Here is a 21,473-nt window from a genome sequence, read left to right on the forward strand (position 1 = left end):
GCCATGGGTATTGATCTTCCGCTGATCTGGGCCGTGATCATCATCTTCGGCATCATGATGTACGTGGTCATGGACGGCTTCGATCTGGGCATCGGGATTCTCTTCCCGTTCATCCCCGGCAAAGTCGACCGTGATGTGATGATGAATACCGTCGCACCGGTCTGGGACGGCAACGAAACCTGGCTGGTGCTGGGCGGCGCGGCGTTGTTCGGCGCGTTTCCGCTGGCCTATTCGGTAGTGTTGTCGGCGTTGTACCTGCCGCTGATCTTTATGCTCATCGGTCTGATCTTTCGCGGCGTAGCGTTCGAGTTCCGCTTCAAGGCCAAGGATGATAAGCGCCACCTGTGGGACAAGGCGTTCATCGGTGGCTCGGTGGCGGCGACGTTCTTCCAGGGCGTGGCGCTGGGGGCGTTCATCGACGGCTTGCCGGTGGTCAATCGACAGTTCGCCGGCGGTTCACTGGATTGGCTGACGCCGTTCACAATGTTCTGCGGCGCCGCACTGGTAGTGGCTTACGCCTTGCTGGGCTGCACCTGGCTGATCATGAAAACCGAGGGCAAGCTCCAGGAACAGATGCATGACCTGGCACGGCCGTTGGCTTTTGTACTGCTGGCCGTGATCGGTATTGTCAGTATCTGGACGCCGTTGGCTCATCCGGATATTGCCACCCGCTGGTTCAGCATGCCGAACCTGTTCTGGTTCATGCCGGTACCGATTCTGGTACTGGTGACGATGTACGGTCTGATCCGCGCCGTGGCGCGCAACGCCAACTACATGCCGTTCCTGCTGACCCTGGTGCTGATCTTCCTCGGCTACAGCGGTCTGGGCATCAGCCTGTGGCCGAACATCGTGCCGCCGTCGATTTCGATCTGGGACGCCGCCGCGCCGCCGCAAAGTCAGGGCTTCATGCTGGTGGGCACGCTGTTCATCATTCCGTTCATCCTGGGTTACACCTTCTGGAGCTACTACGTGTTCCGCGGCAAGGTCACCCATGAAGACGGTTATCACTAAGCAAAACCTTGTGGGAGCGATGGCGTCGGTAAGGGCGCCATCGATCTGACGGATGAGGATCGAAACAATGCCCGGCAAACATTCCCTGCAAGACATTGAAGAAGCCGAAAAAAAACCGCTGTGGCAGCGGCTCGGCTGGTTGGCCTTGATCTGGGTCGGTAGCGTCGGCGTGCTGTTTATCGCCGCCAGCCTGATGCGCATGTTCATGAACGCTGCAGGCCTGACGACTCACTGAAACACCCCGTCCCGGCGCCTTCGGGTACGGCTTTGCAACCCTCCTCGCGGAGGGTTTTTTTTGCCTGAAGGTTACTTGCGCGCCTTGAGGATCACGAATTTCGGTGTGGCCGCCACTTGCTCGACACCGCGAAACAGGCGCGCCAGTTTGCTGTGATAACCCAGATGGCGATTGCCGACGATATACAGCGCGCCGCCCACCACCAGCGCCTCGCGCGCCTGCTGGAACATGCGCCAGGCAAGAAAGTCGCCGACCACTTGCTGCTGATGGAATGGCGGATTGCACAGCACCACTTCCAGCGATTGCGGCTCCTGACCGGCCAGACCATCACCTGCACGCACCGTCACGTCGCGATCACCGAGTGCAATACGCCAGTTTTCGGCAGCCGATTGCACGGCCATGAATGACTCGTCGACCAGCGTGTATTGCGCCTGGGGGTTTTGCAGGGCGCTGGCAATAGCCAGCACACCGTTGCCGCAACCCAGATCGGCAACGCGTGCATCACCAAGGTTCTTCGGCAAATGCGGGAGAAAGGCGCGAGTGCCGATGTCCAGACCTTCACGACAGAACACGTTGGCGTGGTTGAGCAACTCAATGGCCGGATCGTCGAGGCGATAACGAGACGGGTAGGGCGACACTGCTGGCGCTTTTGCCTCAGGGGTGGCGATCAGCAGGCGAGCTTTTTTCACTGCCAGTGAGGCTTGTACGGTACCGATGTAGCGCTCCAGCAGGTCGCCCGCGGCGCGCGGCAGATGCTTGACCATCGCTGCTGCGATCACCTCGGCGCCGGGGGCCAATTGCCCTTGCAGGCGAATCAGCTGTTCTTCCAGCAGGGCCAGGGTTTTCGGCACGCGGATCAGCACCCGGTCGAACGGCCCGACCAACGGCTCACTGGCCGCGACACCGCGAATCGCATCAAATGCCTGGCCGTTGCGCAGCAGGTTCTTTTCCAGTCCCTGAAAGCCCAGAAACGAATCGCCGCTGCTGGTGACGGCAACCTTGCCCAGCAGGCTCGCCGCCAGCGCACCGAAACTGTCGTTGAGCACCAATACCCGCGTGTCAGTTGTCGGCTGCTGCGCTGCCAGATGGTTGAGCAGGTATTCATCGGCGGCATCGAACGCTTGCAACGGTTCGTTCTGCTGTTCGGGCTGGCGGATCAGGTCGAGTTGGGCGAAGGGTGTATCGAGCAAAGGCATGGGGCGGGGACTCAGGATAATCGAGGAGTGTCCCGCAGCCAGCGGGAGCTTGCGGCGGAACCCGACCGAGTGGACTGCAACGCGAGGAAGACTGCGCCATCACTCAGGAAGGGCGTAAATGTTACGTTTTTTTCGTCGGGAATACCCGCATGTTTTAAACCGTTGCAAGGCCTCGCATCTAGATGATGCCAGCTCTGGCTGCCGCAATGACGGCAGAGATCTTGTTGCAGACGTTGAGCTTCTCGATCACGTTTTGCACGTGGTAGTTCACGGTGCGTTCGCTCAGGCTAAGAATCTTGGAGATTTCGTAGGCGGTCTTGCCCCCGGCGGATAACTGCAGAATCTCCAGCTCTCGGGGGGAGAGATGCGGCTGTCGGGTCTTGGCTGCCATGGGGAGTGTGCGGGCGAATAATTCGCTCAAATGACTGGCTGCATAAAAGATGTAGCCGAAATGCTCATATAACTCGAGTGGGCTGATCGGGCAATGCTTGCGCGCCAGACTGAGAATGCTGCAAAAGCCGCTTGCCTCATGATGGAACGATTGTGACCAGCCATGCTGCAGACCTTGTTCTTGCAAGCCCTGCCAAAGTCGCGGTGCGTTGGAAAACAGCGTTTCATTCCAAATCACCGGCATCATTGAGTGATTGCAGTGTGCTATTACCGGGTCAACTTCAGAGTAGTGCAATTGCTCATATTGTTCATTCCATTGGGTGGGGTAGTTATTGATTTGCAGGGCGTTCGTCTTTGTTACTTGCCTTGGTGAAGTGACTGATATTGCAAAGAAATTAAATCCCAGGTTTTCGGCAAATCTCAGCAGTATCGGGTAGGCAGTATCAATACCTTTAGCGAAAGTCAGTTGCTTTAACGGTGACTCCTTCCACGTTTCCATTAAAAGTGCTCCGTGCAATGTCTGGGGTGCTTGTTGGATCCAACGGGATTAGCACGCAAACGAGTGTAGGACGTTTCCTACTTTGCGTTTTGATTTTTTTGCTCTTAAAGGGAGGGGCAACTGCATAACGTGATCTTAAGTACGTGGTGTTATATGTGACTTGTCATCTTTGACTGTTTTTATTAGCAAGTGACGTTTGACAAGACTTGTACAATTCTTGAAAGGTAGTTGAATGCGCGCAATATCATTACAAAACAGTGGTGTTTAAGAGTGCGGCTTTGCGCGAAACTGGGGGCAATCGTTGAATGGAGTGCCTCATGACAGCCAGCGTAGAGAATTTCACCTGCCAGACCTTGCTTGACGTAAAACCCTTGACGCCCAGCCTGTTCACCTTGCGAACCACCCGTGACGCGGGATTTCGTTTTCGGGCCGGGCAGTTCGCCCGGCTCGGTGTGATCAAGGCTGATGGCAGTACAGTTTGGCGTGCCTATTCCATGGTGTCCTCACCGTTCGATGAGCACCTGGAATTCTTTTCCATTGTGGTGCCCGGTGGTGAATTCACCAGTGAACTGAGTCGACTTGAAGTCGGAGATACGCTGCTGGTGGATCGGCAGGCGTTTGGCTATCTGACCCTGGATCGTTTCGTCGATGGCCGGGATTTGTGGCTGTTGTCCACCGGTACGGGAGTGGCCCCGTTCCTGTCGATTCTGCAGGACTTTGACGTCTGGGAAAGATTCGCACGGATCATTCTGGTGTATAGCGTCCGGGAGGCGCGCGAACTGGCGTACCAGTCATTGATTGCGGGTCTGGCACAGCGCGATTATCTGACGGAACACATCCACAAACTGCAATTCATCCCGACCGTCACGCGAGAGTCACACCCTGGCGCGCTGGCTGGGCGGATTACCACGCTGATCGAAAACGGCGAGCTTGAGAGCGCCGCAGGCGTGGAGCTTTCGGCCGAGCACTCCCGAGTCATGCTGTGTGGCAATCCGCAGATGATTGACGACACTCGCGCCTTGCTGAAAAAACGGCACATGAGCCTCAGCCTGACCCGTCGGCCTGGCCAGGTGGCGGTGGAAAACTACTGGTAAACAAACGGCGCCTCGCAGGCGCCGTTGTGTTTTGTGCCGAAGGTTCAGGGCTGTGTATTTTGTGCCTTGAGCAAATCGCGGATCTCGCCCAGCAATTCCTCTTCCTTGGTCGGAACCGGTGGCAGGGTAGGGGCCACGGCTTCTTCGCGTTTCAGACGGTTGATGGCTTTGACACCCATGAAAATGGCGAAGGCAACGATGATGAAGTCGAGCACAGTCTGCAGGAACTTGCCGTAAGCCAATACCACCGCCGGGCTGTCTCCCACTGCGGCCTTAAGCGTAATGGCCAGGTCACTGAAGTCCACCCCGCCGATCAGCAGGCCGATTGGCGGCATGATCACGTCGCCGACAAACGATGAAACGATCTTGCCGAAGGCGGCACCGATGATGATACCGACGGCCATGTCGACCACATTGCCTTTGACCGCGAAGGCCTTGAACTCACTTAGCACGCCCATAGGTTATTTCCTTGTTACAGATGAGTTTGGTGTACGCAGTGTAAATCAGCAAAACGCGTCCTGCGCGAAACACCTTCTTACAATGCCCGTTTTTATCGACACATTAATCGACGATTAGTTTGCAAAGTGCCACCAATCGCGCGCGTTATATCCGGTAACCCGCTGATCAGAAAGCCAATTTTATCAATCATGGCGTTACGTTCTTTCTATTTATGTTCGACGTCGCAGGCCTCTAGCCTTGGGTTGGCGCATCTGGATGCGCCCCAAAACAACCAGAGGATCCTGATATGAACTCCGCACTTGGACTGGGGGCTTTTCCCCGTCGCCGTACCTTCGGTGTACTCACCGCCAGCTTGCTGGCCTTCTCCGTTAACGCCGCGCCGCTGACCCGCGATAACGGTGCCGCAGTGGGCGACAATCAGAACTCACAGACTGCCGGCGCCAACGGTCCGGTGCTGCTGCAGGATGTGCAACTGATTCAGAAGCTTCAGCGTTTTGACCGTGAACGCATTCCCGAGCGCGTGGTTCACGCTCGCGGTACCGGCGCCCATGGCACCTTCACCGTGACCAACGATCTTAGCGACCTGAGCAAGGCCAAGGTGTTCGCCGCCGGCCAGAGCACGCCGGTATTTGTGCGCTTCTCTGCGGTGGTGCACGGTAATCACTCGCCGGAAACCCTGCGTGACCCACGGGGTTTCGCCACCAAGTTCTACACGGCCGATGGCAACTGGGATCTTGTCGGTAACAATTTTCCGACCTTTTTCATCCGTGACGCGATCAAGTTTCCCGACATGGTGCACGCCTTCAAACCCGACCCACGGACTAACCTCGATGACGATTCGCGTCGCTTCGACTTCTTCTCCCATGTACCGGAGGCCACTCGCACGCTGACCGAGCTGTATTCGAATTCGGGAACTCCCGCCAGTTATCGAGAGATGGACGGCAATGGTGTGCATGCGTACAAGTTGATCAACGCCAAGGGCGAAGTTAACTATGTAAAGTTTCACTGGAAGAGCTTGCAGGGAATTAATAATCTGACTCCAAAGCAAGTCGCTAACGTTCAGGGTCAAGACTACAGTCACATGACCAATGACCTGGTGAGCAACATTAATAAAGGTAACTTCCCGAAATGGGACTTGTACATTCAAGTGCTGAAACCACAAGATTTGTCCAAGTTTGATTTTGATCCATTAGACGCTACCAAGATCTGGCCGGGTATTCCTGAACGAAAAGTTGGACAAATGGTATTGAACCGCAATCCGGCGAATGTCTTCCAGGAGACCGAACAAGTGGCCATGGCGCCAGCGAATATTGTTCCAGGTATCGAACCTTCCGAAGACCGTTTGTTGCAAGGTCGAGTGTTCTCTTATGCTGATACGCAAATGTATCGCCTGGGTGCCAATGCGCTGCAGTTGCCGATCAATGCGCCGAAAGTTGCCGTGAATAATGGCAATCAGGATGGCGCGATGAACTTCGGCGCCAGCAACAGCGGCGTGAACTATCAGCCGAGCCGACTGCAAACCCGTGATGAGACGCCAAGTGCGCGTTACAGCCAGGCGGCGCTGTCGGGCAGCACGCAGCAGGCGAAGATCCAGCGTGAGCAGAACTTCAAGCAAGCCGGTGATCTGTATCGCTCGTTCAGCCAGCAGGAGCGTCAGGACCTGATCGACAGCTTCGGCGGCTCACTGGCGACCACCGATGACGAGAGCAAGCACATCATCCTGTCCTTCCTTTATAAGGCCGACCCGGAATACGGGACTGGTGTGACCAAAGTGGCCAAGGGTGACCTGAGCCGGGTCAAGGCGTTGGCAGCCAAACTCGCCGACTGATCTCGACGCCGTGCAGCGCGGGGCCTGATTCGGGCCCCGTTCTGTCCAAGGAGAGTGTTTATGCGTTCCTATCTCTTGCTGTTACTCGCCTGCCTGTCCTTTACAGCGCAGGCCGGGCAAAGCCCTGAGGCGATCAAGGCACAGTTGCAGGATTACTATTTCGATGCCGCCCGGCGCGGTGACGTGCCGATGCTCGACACCTTTATCGAGTCCGGCTATTCCCTCGATACCCGCGACAGCAAAGGCTACACCGCGCTGATTCTCGCGGCTTATCACGGTCAAGCGCCGGCGGTGGAGCGGTTACTCGCTGCCGGCGCCGATGCCTGTGCGCAAGATCAACGCGGCAACACCGCGCTGATGGGGGCGATTTTCAAAGGTGAACTACAGATCGCCCGTCGCTTGATGGCCACCGATTGCAGCCCCGATCAGCGTAATGGTGCCGGGCAGACGGCAGCCATGTACGCCGGATTGTTCAAGCGCCTGGAATTGCTCGATGGGCTCAAGGCCAAGGGCGCCGACCTCAATGCCCAAGACCCGCTGGGCAATAGCGCCGCGCGTCTGGCCAACGGCGAAATCCGCACCGTCGCGCCGCGCTGAGCGTTGGCTGCGTTATCATCGCGGTTTTTGCCGGGGGATCCAGATGGCCAAGGCCAAGCGCATGTACGGCTGCACTGAGTGCGGCGCAACCTTTCCCAAGTGGGCGGGCCAGTGCGGCGAGTGCGGCGCCTGGAATACCCTGACTGAAACCATGATCGAGAGCGGTGGTGCCACGGCGCCGACCGGGCGCACCGGCTGGGCCGGGCAGCAGGCGCAGATCAAGACCCTGGCCGAAGTCAGCATCGAAGAGATTCCGCGTTTCTCCACCGCGTCCGGTGAACTGGATCGGGTCCTCGGTGGCGGTCTGGTCGATGGCTCGGTGGTGCTGATCGGCGGTGATCCTGGCATCGGCAAATCGACGATCCTGTTGCAGACCCTGTGCAATCTCGCCAAGAGCATGCCGGCCCTTTATGTCACTGGCGAAGAATCCCAGCAGCAAGTGGCCATGCGCGCCCGGCGCCTCGGCTTGCCCCAGGATCAACTGCGGGTGATGACTGAAACCTGCATCGAAACCATCATCGCCACGGCCCGTCAGGAAAAGCCCAAGGTGATGGTGATCGACTCGATCCAGACGATCTTCACCGAACAGCTGCAATCGGCACCTGGCGGCGTATCGCAAGTGCGCGAGAGTGCGGCGTTGCTGGTGCGTTACGCCAAGCAAAGTGGTACGGCGATTTTCCTCGTCGGCCACGTCACCAAGGAAGGCGCGCTGGCGGGTCCTCGCGTTCTCGAGCACATGGTCGACACCGTGCTGTATTTCGAAGGTGAATCCGATGGGCGTTTGCGTTTGCTGCGTGCGGTGAAAAACCGTTTCGGCGCCGTTAACGAACTCGGTGTGTTCGGCATGACCGACAAGGGGTTGAAAGAAGTCTCCAACCCTTCGGCGATTTTTCTCACTCGCGCTCAGGAAGAAGTCCCCGGCAGTGTGGTGATGGCGACGTGGGAGGGTACTCGACCGATGCTGGTGGAAGTGCAGGCACTGGTCGATGACAGTCATCTGGCCAACCCGCGTCGGGTAACGCTGGGGCTGGATCAGAACCGTTTGGCGATGTTGCTCGCGGTTTTGCATCGCCATGGCGGCATTCCGACTCACGATCAGGATGTGTTCCTCAACGTGGTCGGTGGGGTGAAGGTGCTGGAGACGGCATCGGATCTGGCGTTGATGGCGGCGGTGATGTCGAGCCTGCGCAATCGGCCGTTGCCGCATGATCTGTTGGTGTTTGGTGAGGTCGGGCTGTCTGGTGAAGTGCGCCCGGTGCCGAGCGGGCAGGAGCGTCTGAAGGAAGCGGCCAAGCATGGCTTCAAGCGGGCGATCGTGCCGAAGGGCAATGCGCCGAAGGAATCGCCTCCGGGCTTGCAGATCATCGCCGTGACCCGCCTCGAACAGGCCCTCGACGCCCTCTTCGAATAAACCACCGACCCCTGTAGGAGTGAGCCTGCTCGCGATAGCGGTACATCAGCCAACTGAAGTGTTGAATGTAAAAACGCTATCGCGAGCAGGCTCACTCCTACATTTGATCTTTGGTGGATTCTAGATCTCGATCAGGGCGCCCAATTCGCGTTCCAGCTCTTGCGGATCGGCCAGGTTCAACTCGATCAAACGCCGCAACCGCTGGATCGATTCCAGACTGATATGCCGGCAGACAAAACCCAACTGGCCGTTCTCCTCATGTGCCAGATGCACATCCATCTCGATATCGGTGTCATCGCTCAGATGAATGTCGACAAAAAAATCCTTCTCCGCATCCCCCAACCACGGCTCCGGCCGTTCGATCAGCAGCCCTTTGAGCGACAGATCAATCAACTTCACTGGCCAGATGAACTGGCCCTGACTCAGCTCGGTTCTGGCATCGAACGCAATACGTTTGAAGCGACGACGGTTGGCTGGGTGCTCGCTCATGGCGCAATCCTCATGAAGGTTCGCTGACTATAGACCGCGAATGCGGGCGCCAGCCAATCGCTAAAGCGTCTAGACCAACGTCGGGGTATGACCTTTGGCGCCGTAAGCGCTAAACTCGGGGTGGCTGTCTTTCTTGTCCACCCTGGCTGGAATAATAAAATGAAAAATAATAATAGCCTGCTACGCCACTTACCCTGGCTAGTGCTGGCAATCGTAGGAGCGTGCGCCCTGGGCGTAGTGGCATTGCGCCGCGGCGAGGCGATCAACGCCTTGTGGATCGTGGTCGCTGCCGTGGCCATTTATCTTGTTGCGTATCGTTACTACAGCCTGTTCATCGCTAACAATGTGATGCAACTGGACCCGCGTCGGGCCACCCCCGCCGTGCTCAACAACGACGGTCTGGACTATGTGCCGACCAACAAACACATTCTTTTCGGTCACCACTTCGCGGCGATCGCTGGCGCAGGACCTCTGGTCGGCCCGGTATTGGCGGCGCAGATGGGCTACTTGCCCGGCACGCTCTGGCTGATTGCCGGCGTGGTGCTGGCGGGCGCGGTGCAGGACTTCATGGTTCTGTTCATGTCGACCCGGCGCAACGGCCGTTCCCTGGGCGACATGGTGCGTGAAGAAATGGGCCGCGTGCCCGGCACCATCGCCTTGTTCGGCTGCTTCCTGATCATGATCATCATCCTCGCGGTGCTGGCATTGATCGTGGTTAAAGCGCTGGCCGAGAGCCCATGGGGCATCTTCACCGTGATGGCAACCATCCCGATCGCGATGTTCATGGGCATTTACATGCGCTACATCCGCCCGGGTCGCATCGGCGAAATTTCCGTAGTCGGCGTGTTGCTGCTGCTCGGTTCGATCTGGCTCGGCGGGCAGATTGCTGCTGATCCGGTGTGGGCCAAGGCGTTCACCTTCACTGGCGTGCAGATTACCTGGATGCTGGTCGGTTACGGTTTCGTCGCGGCGTCGCTGCCGGTCTGGCTGATTCTGGCACCGCGTGACTACCTCTCCACCTTCCTCAAGATCGGCACCATCATCGCCCTGGCGATCGGTATTCTGGTGACCATGCCCGAGCTGAAAATGCCGGCGCTGACCCAGTTTGTCGACGGCACTGGTCCGGTGTGGAAGGGCGGTCTGTTCCCGTTCCTGTTCATCACCATCGCTTGCGGTGCGGTATCGGGTTTCCACGCACTGATTTCTTCGGGCACCACGCCGAAGCTGCTGGATAACGAAACCAACGCCCGTTACATCGGTTACGGCGGCATGCTGATGGAGTCGTTCGTCGCCATCATGGCCATGGTTGCCGCGTCGGTGATCGAGCCAGGCGTGTACTTCGCCATGAACAGCCCGGCTGCCGTGGTTGGCAGTGACGTGGCATCGGTTGCGCAAGTAGTTTCCAGCTGGGGCTTTGCGATCACGCCGGAAGCGCTGCAAGCGGTGGCGCATGACATTGGTGAAACCACCATCCTGGCCCGTGCCGGTGGTGCGCCGACCCTGGCGGTCGGTATCGCGCAGATCCTGCACAGTGTCCTGCCGGGTGAAAACACCATGGCGTTCTGGTACCACTTTGCGATCCTGTTCGAAGCGCTGTTCATTCTGACGGCTGTGGATGCGGGCACTCGTGCCGGACGTTTCATGCTGCAGGACTTGCTCGGCTCCTTCGTGCCGGCGCTGAAGCGCACCGAATCGTGGACTGCCAACCTGATCGCCACCGCCGGTTGTGTGGCGATGTGGGGCTGGTTGCTGTATCAGGGCGTAATCGATCCACTGGGCGGCATCAACACCCTGTGGCCACTGTTCGGTATCTCTAACCAGATGCTGGCCGGTATTGCGCTGATGCTGGGCACCGTGGTGCTGATCAAGATGAAGCGTCAGCGCTACATTTGGGTCACCCTGTTGCCGGCTACCTGGCTGCTGATTTGCACCACGACCGCAGGCTTCATCAAGCTGTTCGATGCCAACCCGGCGATCGGCTTCCTGTCGCTGGCCAAAAAGTACAGCGATGCGCTGGCCAATGGTCAGGTGCTGGCACCGGCAAAAAGCGTCGAGCAGATGCAGCACGTGATCTTCAACGCTTACACCAACGCAACGCTCACCGCGCTGTTCCTGTTCGTGGTCTTCAGCATCCTGTTCTACGCGCTCAAGGTCGGCATCGCCGCTTGGGGCAAAAAAGAGCGTACGGATAAAGAATCGCCATTCCAGGCCCTGCCGGATGCGTAACCAGAGGATTGCACCATGTTCAATGACCTGAGTCGCCTCGGTAAATACCTCGGTCAGGCCGCGCGCCTGATGGTCGGCATGCCCGACTACGACACCTACGTCGAGCATATGCAAACCAAGCACCCGGACAAACCGGTGATGAGCTACGAGATGTTCTTTCGCGAACGTCAGGAAGCCCGTTACGGTGGCAAGGGTGGGCCGAAGTGCTGTTGAGCTGACAGCCTGCGGTTAAGGTAATCCCCTGTGGGAGCGAGCCTGCTCGCGAAAGCGGTGTGTCATCGAGCAATGATGTCGACTGACACGACCCCTTCGCGAGCAGGCTCGCTCCCACAGTTGTTTTTGTGTTGTTCATTCATTTTGTGAAGGGGATCTGTTTTGTCTTCTCCCATACCTGTAACGGTACTCAGCGGTTTCCTCGGCGCCGGCAAGACCACTTTGCTGCGCCATATTCTGAAAGCCGAGCACGGCCTGAAAATCGCCGTGATCGAAAACGAATTCAGCGATGCCGGCATCGACACTCAGTTGTTGGGTGATGAGCCGGTGCAAGTCATGACCCTGGCCAACGGCTGCGTCTGCTGCACCATTCACACTGATCTGACCAAAGCCTTGTACCTGCTGCTAGAACGGCTGGACAGCGGTGAAATTGCGTTCGACCGTCTGGTGATCGAGTGCACCGGGCTGGCCGATCCAGCCCCGGTGGCGCAGACCTTTTTCATCGACGAAGAACTGCGCGAGCGTTACCTGCTCGACGGCATCATCACCCTGGTCGATGCGGCGCACGCGGATGTGCACCTGACCCAAACCATTGCCCAGGCGCAGATCGGTTTTGCCGACCGCTTGCTGGTGAGCAAGACCGATCTGGTCGACGAAGCCACGTTCAACGCACTGAGCGAACGCCTGACGCGAATCAATCGCCGGGCGCCAGTCCGTGTGGTTGAACACGGCAACATCGATCTAGCAGAACTGCTGGATGTGCGCGGGTTCAACCTCAATGCTGATCTCGGCGGTGGTTTGAGCTTGCGTCCGGTGAGCAAGGCGCCGTCGATTGATCGTATTTCCAGTCTGGTATTGCGCACCGATCAGCCGCTGGATATCGATCAGCTCAGCGAGTTCATGAATGAACTGCTCGAGGAACACGGCAAGCAGTTGCTGCGTTACAAAGGCGTGCTGAACATTGCCGGTGAGGATCGGCGCTTGGTGTTTCAGGGCGTGTTGAAGCTTTATGGTTTCGACTGGGACACCGAATGGGCCGAGGGCGAGGCGCGGGAAAGCGTGATTGTGTTTATTGCTGATGATTTGCCGGAAGAGAAGATTCGGGCGGGGTTTGCCAGAGTGGTTTCTGCCTGATGGGCTTTCGGTGCCCGTAATGACGCCATCGCGAGCAGGCTCACTCCTACAGGGGAACGCATTTCAAATGTAGGAGCGAGCCTGCTCGCGAAGGCGATCTAACCGACAGCACAATGCTCAAGGTCTGAACCGAGCAGTGCCTGTTCAAGAAGATCCAAATGCCGATTCATCAGCATGCCAGCCTTGGAAGCATCGCCTCGCTCCACTGCTTCCACCAACGCCAAATGCTCCTTCCAAGCGCAACAGCTATGCGTCAGGCCCTCACTTCGCGCAATCGCCAGTGATGTAAGCGGCACAAGACTGCCCAAAAAATGCGCCAACGGCGCATTCCCCGCCATCTGCGCCAAGTGCAGATGAAATTCCCCCGACAAGCGAATCGCAGCCCCACGCCGATCCTGCTCAACCGCCTGACGCTCGCGCTCGATCAACCCGCGCAAGCGTTTCAACCCTTCAGCCTGCGGGCGCTGACACGCCAGACGCACCAATGTGCTTTCGGCCAGTCGCCGCGCATGCAGAGCCTGCCGCGTCTGCTCCCGATCAGGTGCGGCGACACGCGGCCGATGATTGGCCCGCAGCACAATGACCTGCTCAAGCGACAGCTGCGTCAGCACCCGGCGCACATCGGCGCGACTGACACAGAACATCTCTTTCAAACTGTCTTCGGTGAAGCGGCTTTCTGGATTGATGCGCTGTTCGAGAATCGCATCCAACAGTCGCGGATAAAGATCCTCCACCGGCGCCCGCAGCCGGGAAAAGGGCAGGGGCGTGGCAGTCGGCTGAGCATGCGAGGGTGAAGCGAAACTGTTCATAGCCTGTCTCCAATAGAAATCAGCGACTCAGGTTGTCTTCCGGGATATTCAGCTCAATGCCCATGCGGTGACCTTCGCGCAAAATGTGCCGGCGCATTTCGGCGCTGGCCTGGGCGCTGTTCTTGCTGCGGATGGCGCGCACCACGGCTTCGTTTTCTTCCAGCCGTTCGGCCAGATGTTCCGGTGAGTTGCGCAGCACTTCAGCGCTCTGCTTGAGGGCATTGCTGGTCTGTTGCACCACACTCTGGAAGATCGGATTCGAGGTCAGGGTGAACAGCTCTTCGTGGAAGGCGATGTAGGCGTTGACTCCGGCTTCGCTGTCGCCGGCTTCAAGGGCTTCGCGCATGTCCATCAGGGTCAGGCGCAACTGGCCGACTTCCTTGCTGCTGATCGACTGCGCCACCAGACCGACGATGAACGGCTCGAGGGTGTAACGCAGTTGCAGCACGTCTTCGAGGCTGGCCCCGGCGACTGCGCTGTCGTGGCTCTGGCTGTCGCCGATTTGCGCGTCGAGCACGACCACGCCTTTGCCCGGCATCGAACGCACCAGGCCCAGGGTTTCCAGGACGATCACCGCTTCACGCAAGCTCGGGCGACTGATGCCCAGTTGCTCGGCCAGTTCACGCTGGCCCGGCAGCATGTCGCCGGAGCGCCACTGGCCGCGGGCCAATGCGGCGCGCAGTTTTTCTACGACTGAGTTGACGACGGTTGATGTGGTAATCACTTGTCTTGCTCCATGTGCCCAAAGGGGCGCCGCAAACCGGGATCAAAAGATCGCCACTTGCGGCAGCGCCGATAGGGTTGAAATCAGAACTCCTGCTGGTGCGCCGGAGTTGCTGGTTTACGCGGCTGAAAGGTGTAGCCCTGCTGACCGCTGAGTACTTTGTTGGCGCGTTGTACGTCGATGTCTTTTTCCCAACGGGCGATCGCAACCGTGGCGACGCAGTTGCCGATGAGATTGGTGAGTGCCCGGCCGATGCCCATGAACCAGTCCACCGCCAACACCAGCACCAGACCGACCACCGGGATCGCCGGAATCGCTGTCAGCGTGGCCGCCAGAATCACCAGGGCCGACCCGGGAATACCGTGGGCGCCTTTGGAAGTGATCAGCGATACCAGCAGAATGGTCAGCAGGTCGGTCATGGCCAGCGGCGTGCCGGTGGCATTGGCAATGAACACGATGGCCAGGGTCAGGTAGATCGAGAAACCGTCGAGGTTGAACGAGTAGCCGGTCGGAATCACCAGGCCTACGGTCGAGCTGCCAATGCCGAGGTGTTCGAGTTTGCGCATGATCTGTGGCAGCACGGCGTCGGACGAGGCGGTGCCCATGACGATCAGCAGTTCTTCACGCAGATACTTCAACAGCGGCCACATGCGCAGGCCGGAAGCACGCATCACCAGACCGAGAATCACGCTGACGAAGGCGATGCAGGTCAGGTAGAACAAACCGACCAGGCTACCCAGATGTTGCAGGGAGTCGAGGCCATATTTGCTGGTGGTGAAAGCGATGGCGCCGAACACGCCGATGGGCGCCAGACGCACGATCATGCCCATGATGCGGAAGATCACATGGCTCAGTTCGTTGATCAGGCGCGAGATCCCGGAAGCTGCTTCGCCGACCAGATTCAACGCGCTACCGAACAGCACCGAAAACAGCAGCACTTGCAGGATGTTGTTGTCAGCGAAGGCGCCGATCACCGAGGTCGGAATCAGGTCCATCAGGAACTGCGTGGTGGTGTGCATGTGCTGGCTGCGTTCGGCGAGATCGCCCATGTCGGCCGCAGACAGTTGCTCGAGATGGATATTCGCGCCGCTGCCGATGCCGGTGCTGAAGGCGAAGACCAGGCCGATCACCAAAGCGATGGTGGTCAGCACTTCAAAGTAGATCACCGACTTGAGGCCGATGCGCCCGACCTTCTTCAGATCGCCCGCGCCGCTGATACCGCTGACCACCACGCAGAACACGATCAGGCCGATGAGCATCTTGATCAGTTTGATGAAACCGTCGCCGAGCGGTTTGAGCTGGGCCGAGTATTCAGGAAGGGTCAGCCCGCAGACGATGCCGAGCACCAGTCCGAGAACCACTTGGAGGAAGATTGAACGCGAGCACCATCTGAGCATGGGAGGAATCCTGGTCGGTGTCCTGGCTGCCGTGTGCGGAGCACATCAGATTCAGGACTTAATTATTGTGGTCTTACCGGTATGTCCAGTGCAGGCGCAGTCTAGGCGCTGATTTTCGATGACCGCAAGTTAAAAATGACGAATTGGCATGACCGGTCTGACCAGTTGTGCGGTGAGTCCCATTCTTGAGCGGTTCACGCGTTTGAAAAAATTCAGGCGAAAAAAAACCGGCCAATCACTTGGCCGGTTTTTCATGCTGCGGGTTTAGCGTCGCATCAAGCGCCGTATACCGGCAGTTTCTTGCAGATGGCTTTGACTTTCTCACGAACGGCGTCGATCACCGCTTCGTTGTTCAGGTCAGCCAGGATGTCGCAGATCCAGCCGGCCAGCTCTTTGCACTCGGCTTGCTTGAAGCCACGAGTGGTCACAGCCGGAGTACCGAAACGCAGGCCGGAAGTGACGAACGGCGAGCGTGGATCGTTTGGCACGGAGTTCTTGTTCACGGTGATGAACGCTTTGCCCAGAGCGGCGTCGGCGTCTTTACCGGAGATGTCCTGCTTGATCAGCGACAGCAGGAACAGGTGGTTCTTGGTACCACCGGAAACCACGTCGAAACCGCGCTCGATGAACACTTCGGCCATGGCCTGGGCGTTCAGCACCACTTGTTCCTGGTAAGCCTTGAACTCAGGCTGCAGCGCTTCCTTGAAGCAGATTGCCTTGGCGGCGATCACGTGCTCCAGCGGGCCACCCTGGGCGCCCGGGAATACCGCGGAGTTCAGTTTCTTCTCGATGTCGGCGTTGGCGCGAGCCAGGATCAGGCCGCCACGTGGACCGCGCAGGGTCTTGTGCGTGGTGGTGGTCACGACGTCAGCGAAAGGCACCGGGTTCGGGTAGACGCCAGCGGCGACCAGACCGGCGACGTGAGCCATGTCGACGAACAGGTAAGCGCCGACTTTGTCAGCGATGGCGCGGAAACGCGGGAAGTCGAGAATCTGCGAGTAGGCAGAGAAACCGGCCACGATCATTTTCGGCTTGTGCTCAACCGCCAGACGCTCGACTTCGTCGTAGTCGATCAGGCCGTTGGCGTCGATGCCGTACTGTACGGCGTTGTACAGCTTGCCGGAGGAGGAAACGCTGGCGCCGTGGGTCAGGTGACCACCGTGAGCCAGGCTCATGCCCAGAATGGTGTCGCCGCCTTGCAGCAGGGCCAGGTAAACAGCGGCGTTGGCTTGCGAACCGGCGTGCGGCTGAACGTTGGCGTAATCGGCGCCGAACAGTTCCTTGGCGCGGTCGATGGCCAGTTGTTCAACGATGTCGACGTACTCGCAACCACCGTAGTAACGCTTGCCTGGGTAGCCTTCAGCGTACTTGTTGGTCAGGACCGAGCCTTGAGCTTCCATCACCGCTGGGCTGGTGTAGTTTTCCGAAGCGATCAGCTCAATGTGTTCTTCCTGGCGCTGAGCTTCTTGCTCCATGGCGGCAAAAAGGTCGGCGTCGTACTTGGCAATAGTCAAATCACGGCTGAACATGGCGGTCCTCAAGGATCGGGGGCAGAAAAGGGGGGCATTCTAACCCAATGGGTTTTGGATGGCATATGAAACGACATCATGTCGCAGACAAGTGGCGTTCATGCGCAGATAGATGGTGATTGTGCCGGCCTCAAAAGATCGCAGCCTTCGGCAGCTCCTACAGTAATCCGAGCTGATCCCGAATACTGTGACCGACATCAATCCTTGTAGGAGCTGCCGAAGGCTGCGATCTTTTCGGTCGCGCCGCCGATCTTCAGTCGAACATAAAGAGCGCGTCATTGCTGAACTGCGCCTCGAACCGCCCCGCCGGCATCGGCCGCCCGAACAGATAGCCCTGAACCTCATCGCAACCATGCTCACGCAGGAAGTCCAGTTGTTCATGGGTTTCCACACCCTCGGCGATCACCGCCAGATTCAGGCTGTGCGCCATGGCAATGATCGCCCGGGCAATCTGCGCATCCTGCTCACCCGACGGCAAGCCATCGACAAACGTGCGGTCGATCTTCAGCACGTCGATCGGGAATTGCTTGAGGTAGTTCAGCGATGAATAACCAGTGCCGAAGTCATCGACCGCGATGCTCAGGCCGAGGTTTTTCAGCCCGGCGAGAATCTGCATCGCTTCGCTGACTTCGCGCATCAGAATACTTTCGGTCAGCTCCAGTTCCAGACACGCCGGCGGCAGGCCGGTTTCGCGCAGGATCGTCGCGATACGTGTGCCGAGCTGGCCGTCGGAGAACTGCCGTGCGGAGATGTTCACCGAGACCTTCGGTACACGCACACGGTTCTGGTGCCAGGTCTTCAGTTGGCGGCAAGCCTCGCTGATCACCCAGTCGCCAACGTCCACCACCAGACCGAGCTCTTCCAGCACCGGAATGAAATCCCCCGGCGGCACCAGTCCACGGCGCGGATGACGCCAGCGCAACAGCGCCTCGGCGCCGGTCAGGCGTTTGCCGTCGCCGCTGAATTGCGGCTGGTAATACAGGACGAATTCGTTCTGCTCCAAGGCGTGGCGCAAGTCGCTTTCCAGCTCCAGACGCTCCAGCGCACTGGCGTTCATGTCGGCCTGATAGAACTGGAAGTTGTTCTTGCCGCGCTCCTTGGCGTGGTACATCGCCGTGTCGGCGTTCTTCATCAACTGGCTGAGTTCGTTGCCGTCCTGCGGACTCAGGGCGATGCCGATACTGGCGGTGACGAAGAACTCGCGGCCTTCAAGCACGAATGGCCGCACCAGGCTGCCGAGGATCTGCTCGGCGACATGAATCGCCCGGTTCAGCGCCATTTCGCGGCTGGAGCGATGTTGCAGCAAGAGTGTGAATTCGTCGCCGCCCATGCGCGCCACGGTGTCGTCATCGTCGACGCAGGCCAGCAGGCGCGTGGCCATGTCTTTCAACATGCGGTCGCCGGCGGCGTGGCCGAGGGAGTCGTTGATCGGTTTGAAACGGTCGAGGTCGAGGAACATCAGCACCACCCATGACTTTTGCCGCTCGGCCGATTGCAGCGCGGTGTGCAGGCGATCCTGGAACAACGTGCGGTTCGGCAAGTGGGTCAGGGCGTCGTAGTAGGCGAGGCGGTGAATGCGCTGTTCGCTGGCCTTGCGTTCGCTGATGTCGCTGAAGAAGCACACATAACTGGCCAGATCGCCCTCGTCGTCGAGCACCGCGGTGATGCCGACCCACGCCGGGTAATGCTCGCCATTACGCCGCTTCATCCAGACTTCGCCCTCCCAGGTGTTGTGCTGGTGCAATTGCTTGAGCACATACCGCAGGTGCGCGTCCTGTTGCTCATCGACGGTGAGCATGTTCGGCAACTGGTCGAGCACTTCGCTCACCGCGTAACCGCTGACGCGGCTGAAAGCCTCGTTGGCCTGAACGATGTAACCGGCCGGGTCGGTGATCAGAATCGCCGAGGTCGAGTGCTCGAATACGGTGGCAGCCATGCGCAGGTCTTTCTCGGCGCGGCGCTGCTGACTGATGTCGCGACCGACACCGAGCACGCCTTCAAACGCGCCATGTTCGTCCCATACCAGCACCAGACGCAGTTCGATCGGGATCTTGCGGCCATCGGCGCGCAGGCAGTCGAACAGGAACATTTGCGTCTGCACCTGATTGCGCAACACCGCCAGTTGCTCGGGTTTGTCCAGCGCCTTGCTGACCCGATCCATCAGCGTGTAGATGCCGCTCAGTTGCTGCGGGTTGGCGATGGTCGATTGCCAGCCGTTCTGGAAAATCCATTCAGCGTCATAACCCAGCACCGCCTGCACCGACGGGCTGACGTAGTTCAGCGAGAGCTTGCTGTCGGTGGAGAAAATCACGTCGCTGATACTTTCGGCGAGCATGCGATAGCGCTGCTCGCTGTCGCGCAGCGATTCACTCGCTTCGATCTGTTCGGTGATGTCTTTGGCCACGCCGATGATCCGCGTGACCTGATCGTGTTTGTCGCGGGCCAGCGCCTGTTCGCGAATATCGAAACGCCGCCATTTGCCGTCGCGATGGCGGAAACGCAACTGGCACTGGAGCAACTGACTGTAACCGGCGTGACGCTGCATCTGCCGCGAACGATGGTAATAGTCGGCGTCTTCCGGGTGCAGGAGGATTTCCCAGAAATACTCGCCCATCTGGTGCAGTTCGGTGCGGTTGTAGCCGAGGGTCTGGCCGAGGTGGTGGTTGCTGAAAATCATCCGCTGGCTGATCACGTCCTGCACGTACAGATGATCCGGCACGGTGCGCACCACGTCCGACCAGAAGCCCTCGCGTTCGAGCAGCGACAGTTCGATCAGCTTGCGGCTGGTGATGTCGTTGATGCTGAGGATCACGGCTTTGTAGTCGTGCTGCTCGGTCGGCAGACGCAACACCATCCACAGGTGCTGGTCGCGGCCATTGATGTCCGGCAGTTTGATTTCCAGTTCCAGCTGCTTTTGTTGCTGCAGGACGGCGTCGAGCACTTGATTGCCAATGGCGCAATGGCGGTGCGGATGGCCGTCGATCAGCAATTGCCAGGCGTGCTCGCAGGAATTGACATTGAGCAGTTGCAGCGCCACCTGGTTGACCTCGGTGACGCGCAGCTCCTGTAACAATTGCTGGCGTTGCTGCGGTTGGTCGAGCCAGGCCTTGAGCTGGTCGCTGGTCTGGATCTGCGCTTTGTCGAACACCTGCTTCAGACCGGACAGGTCCAGCACACAGAGGGCCACGCCAGTGCCTTCGAAAATGTCCTGATAACGCCGGCGGCCTTCATGCAACTGGCGCTGGCGGCGGCGCATGTTCAACAGCGCAATCACCGGCAGCATCGAGAACGCCAGGCCCAGCAGGCATTTGCCGATGAACGCCGGCAGCAGTTCTTCGAGCACGCGCTGGCGGTCGAACAGGCCACGCAACTGCCAGTCGCTGCTGCTCAGCGGCACGGTCAGCACGGTGTTGGCCATGTCGTCCGGACTCAAGACGCCGGCCCTGGCCGAAGGCTGCGCTTCGTCGCGGCTGATGATCTGATGGTTGAGGCGGTTTTCCACCAGCCACAACGGGCGGATGCCGGTTTCGCCCTGTTTGGTCAGCGAGTCGAAGAACGTCGGGGTCAGGCGCAATGCCCAATAACCGCGCGTGCTGCCGCTGGCCTGATGCAATAACAGATGCACCACAGAACCGTCGTCGGCGTTGCTGAAGTAATGCGCCTGTGCACGGCTGCGGCGCACCAGTTCGGTGAGGTAGCTGGCGTCGTGGCTGTTGTCGTCACTGTCGCTGATGATTTTGCCGGAAGGGGTGAGCAGGGCCAGGCTACGCAGGTCAGGCAAGGATTGCTGGAGCTTGCGCAATAGCACCTGCTGTTCGTCGGCTGATTGCGGTTGTTCGACGATCGGTAGCAGATTGAGGGCGATTTGCGCGTTCAGCGCCATGTTCAGGCTGACCTGCGAGGCGAGGTCTGCGGTGTAATCGATGGTGTACTGACGCTGGTTTTTCTGGGTTTCGCGCAGTTGATCGAGCAGTTGCCAGAACAGCAACGCCAGCAACAAAAGCACGAGCGTCGCCAGCGCACCCTTTAATGTACCGCGCAGGGACGAGCCGGGCGCCGGTGGGGTGCTGCTCACAGAGGCTGGCGGAGTGACATTGGACAAGCTGTGATCCTGCGATTTGGCTGGACTGGCGCGACGTGCACTATAAGCCGGACGCCCAAAGGGCGGCTAGCATGCCTTGAGTCGTGGCGAAGTGCCAGCCCCGTGCGGCTGGACTGCCTTCCGTCATTAA

Annotated in this window: 18 protein-coding genes; 9 read left to right on the plus strand and 9 right to left on the minus strand. The window is 58.8% G+C overall.

All coding sequences use genetic code 11. The features are described 5' to 3' along the window. Positions 1–3 precede the first annotated feature (3 nt). Positions 4–1,011: a cytochrome d ubiquinol oxidase subunit II gene (cydB, locus tag HUW52_RS05700; protein ID WP_007909749.1), complete on the plus strand. Its 1,008-nt coding sequence runs from the start codon at positions 4–6 to the stop codon at positions 1,009–1,011. Positions 1,012–1,078: 67 nt separating this feature from the next. Beyond that, positions 1,079–1,246 carry a DUF2474 domain-containing protein gene (locus HUW52_RS05705; RefSeq protein WP_175553157.1) on the plus strand — a complete coding sequence of 56 codons (168 nt, stop codon included), beginning with the start codon at positions 1,079–1,081 and terminating at the stop codon, positions 1,244–1,246. A gap of 71 nt (positions 1,247–1,317) precedes the next feature. Here the strand turns inward: HUW52_RS05705 and HUW52_RS05710 are convergent, their stop codons facing one another. Beyond that, on the minus strand, positions 1,318–2,442 hold the full coding sequence (locus HUW52_RS05710) for a class I SAM-dependent methyltransferase (protein ID WP_175553158.1): 1,125 nt from the start codon (positions 2,440–2,442) through the stop codon (positions 1,318–1,320). A gap of 178 nt (positions 2,443–2,620) precedes the next feature. Then, positions 2,621–3,331, minus strand: coding sequence for an autoinducer binding domain-containing protein (locus HUW52_RS05715; protein ID WP_175553159.1), 711 nt, complete (start codon positions 3,329–3,331; stop codon positions 2,621–2,623). Positions 3,332–3,648: 317 nt separating this feature from the next. Here HUW52_RS05715 and HUW52_RS05720 point away from each other — a divergent pair, with 317 nt between their 5' ends. Then, on the plus strand, positions 3,649–4,425 hold the full coding sequence (locus HUW52_RS05720; protein WP_175553160.1) for a ferredoxin--NADP reductase: 777 nt from the start codon (positions 3,649–3,651) through the stop codon (positions 4,423–4,425). 44 nt (positions 4,426–4,469) lie between these two features. Here the strand turns inward: HUW52_RS05720 and mscL are convergent, their stop codons facing one another. Next, positions 4,470–4,883, minus strand: a complete 414-nt coding sequence (gene mscL / locus HUW52_RS05725; RefSeq protein WP_016986181.1) for a large-conductance mechanosensitive channel protein MscL — start codon at positions 4,881–4,883, stop codon at positions 4,470–4,472. Between the two features lie 287 nt (positions 4,884–5,170). Here mscL and katB point away from each other — a divergent pair, with 287 nt between their 5' ends. The 3 genes from katB to radA are packed head-to-tail and all read left to right on the plus strand — an operon-like array spanning position 5,171 to position 8,720. Then, entirely contained in the window at positions 5,171–6,712 is a 1,542-nt protein-coding gene (katB, locus tag HUW52_RS05730; protein WP_175553161.1) for a catalase KatB, read from the plus strand. A 60-nt stretch (positions 6,713–6,772) separates the two neighbouring features. After that, positions 6,773–7,309, plus strand: coding sequence for an ankyrin repeat domain-containing protein (locus HUW52_RS05735; protein ID WP_175553162.1), 537 nt, complete (start codon positions 6,773–6,775; stop codon positions 7,307–7,309). Positions 7,310–7,352: 43 nt separating this feature from the next. Further along, positions 7,353–8,720 carry a DNA repair protein RadA gene (radA, locus tag HUW52_RS05740; protein ID WP_007909773.1) on the plus strand — a complete coding sequence of 456 codons (1,368 nt, stop codon included), beginning with the start codon at positions 7,353–7,355 and terminating at the stop codon, positions 8,718–8,720. Between the two features lie 120 nt (positions 8,721–8,840). Here the strand turns inward: radA and HUW52_RS05745 are convergent, their stop codons facing one another. After that, positions 8,841–9,209: a PilZ domain-containing protein gene (locus HUW52_RS05745; RefSeq protein ID WP_175553163.1), complete on the minus strand. Its 369-nt coding sequence runs from the start codon at positions 9,207–9,209 to the stop codon at positions 8,841–8,843. A gap of 159 nt (positions 9,210–9,368) precedes the next feature. Between HUW52_RS05745 and HUW52_RS05750 the strand changes: the two genes are divergently transcribed. The 3 genes from HUW52_RS05750 to yjiA all read left to right on the plus strand — a co-directional run bounded on the left by HUW52_RS05750 (position 9,369) and on the right by yjiA (position 12,782). Further along, a complete protein-coding gene (locus HUW52_RS05750) occupies positions 9,369–11,435 on the plus strand; it encodes a carbon starvation CstA family protein (protein WP_016986185.1) in 2,067 nt (688 codons plus the stop codon). A gap of 15 nt (positions 11,436–11,450) precedes the next feature. Further along, positions 11,451–11,648 (plus strand): YbdD/YjiX family protein, encoded by a 198-nt coding sequence (locus tag HUW52_RS05755; protein ID WP_003228401.1) that lies wholly within the window; start codon positions 11,451–11,453, stop codon positions 11,646–11,648. A 162-nt stretch (positions 11,649–11,810) separates the two neighbouring features. Next, positions 11,811–12,782 carry a GTPase gene (gene yjiA, locus HUW52_RS05760; protein ID WP_175553164.1) on the plus strand — a complete coding sequence of 324 codons (972 nt, stop codon included), beginning with the start codon at positions 11,811–11,813 and terminating at the stop codon, positions 12,780–12,782. Between the two features lie 98 nt (positions 12,783–12,880). Here yjiA and HUW52_RS05765 read toward each other — a convergent pair whose 3' ends face one another. The 5 genes from HUW52_RS05765 to morA all read right to left on the minus strand — a co-directional run bounded on the left by HUW52_RS05765 (position 12,881) and on the right by morA (position 21,343). Continuing rightward, a complete protein-coding gene (locus HUW52_RS05765; RefSeq protein ID WP_175553165.1) occupies positions 12,881–13,591 on the minus strand; it encodes a GntR family transcriptional regulator in 711 nt (236 codons plus the stop codon). A 19-nt stretch (positions 13,592–13,610) separates the two neighbouring features. Next, positions 13,611–14,315, minus strand: coding sequence for a FadR/GntR family transcriptional regulator (locus HUW52_RS05770; protein ID WP_175553166.1), 705 nt, complete (start codon positions 14,313–14,315; stop codon positions 13,611–13,613). Between the two features lie 83 nt (positions 14,316–14,398). Continuing rightward, positions 14,399–15,712, minus strand: a complete 1,314-nt coding sequence (locus HUW52_RS05775; protein ID WP_122599747.1) for a C4-dicarboxylate transporter DctA — start codon at positions 15,710–15,712, stop codon at positions 14,399–14,401. A gap of 275 nt (positions 15,713–15,987) precedes the next feature. Next, entirely contained in the window at positions 15,988–17,241 is a 1,254-nt protein-coding gene (gene glyA / locus HUW52_RS05780; RefSeq protein ID WP_007909785.1) for a serine hydroxymethyltransferase, read from the minus strand. 253 nt (positions 17,242–17,494) lie between these two features. Further along, a complete protein-coding gene (morA, locus tag HUW52_RS05785) occupies positions 17,495–21,343 on the minus strand; it encodes a cyclic di-GMP receptor MorA (RefSeq protein ID WP_175553167.1) in 3,849 nt (1,282 codons plus the stop codon). Positions 21,344–21,473 lie beyond the last annotated feature (130 nt).

It is taken from the genome of Pseudomonas sp. 43A, assembly GCF_013363935.1.
GTDB lineage: Bacteria > Pseudomonadota > Gammaproteobacteria > Pseudomonadales > Pseudomonadaceae > Aquipseudomonas > Aquipseudomonas crudilactis.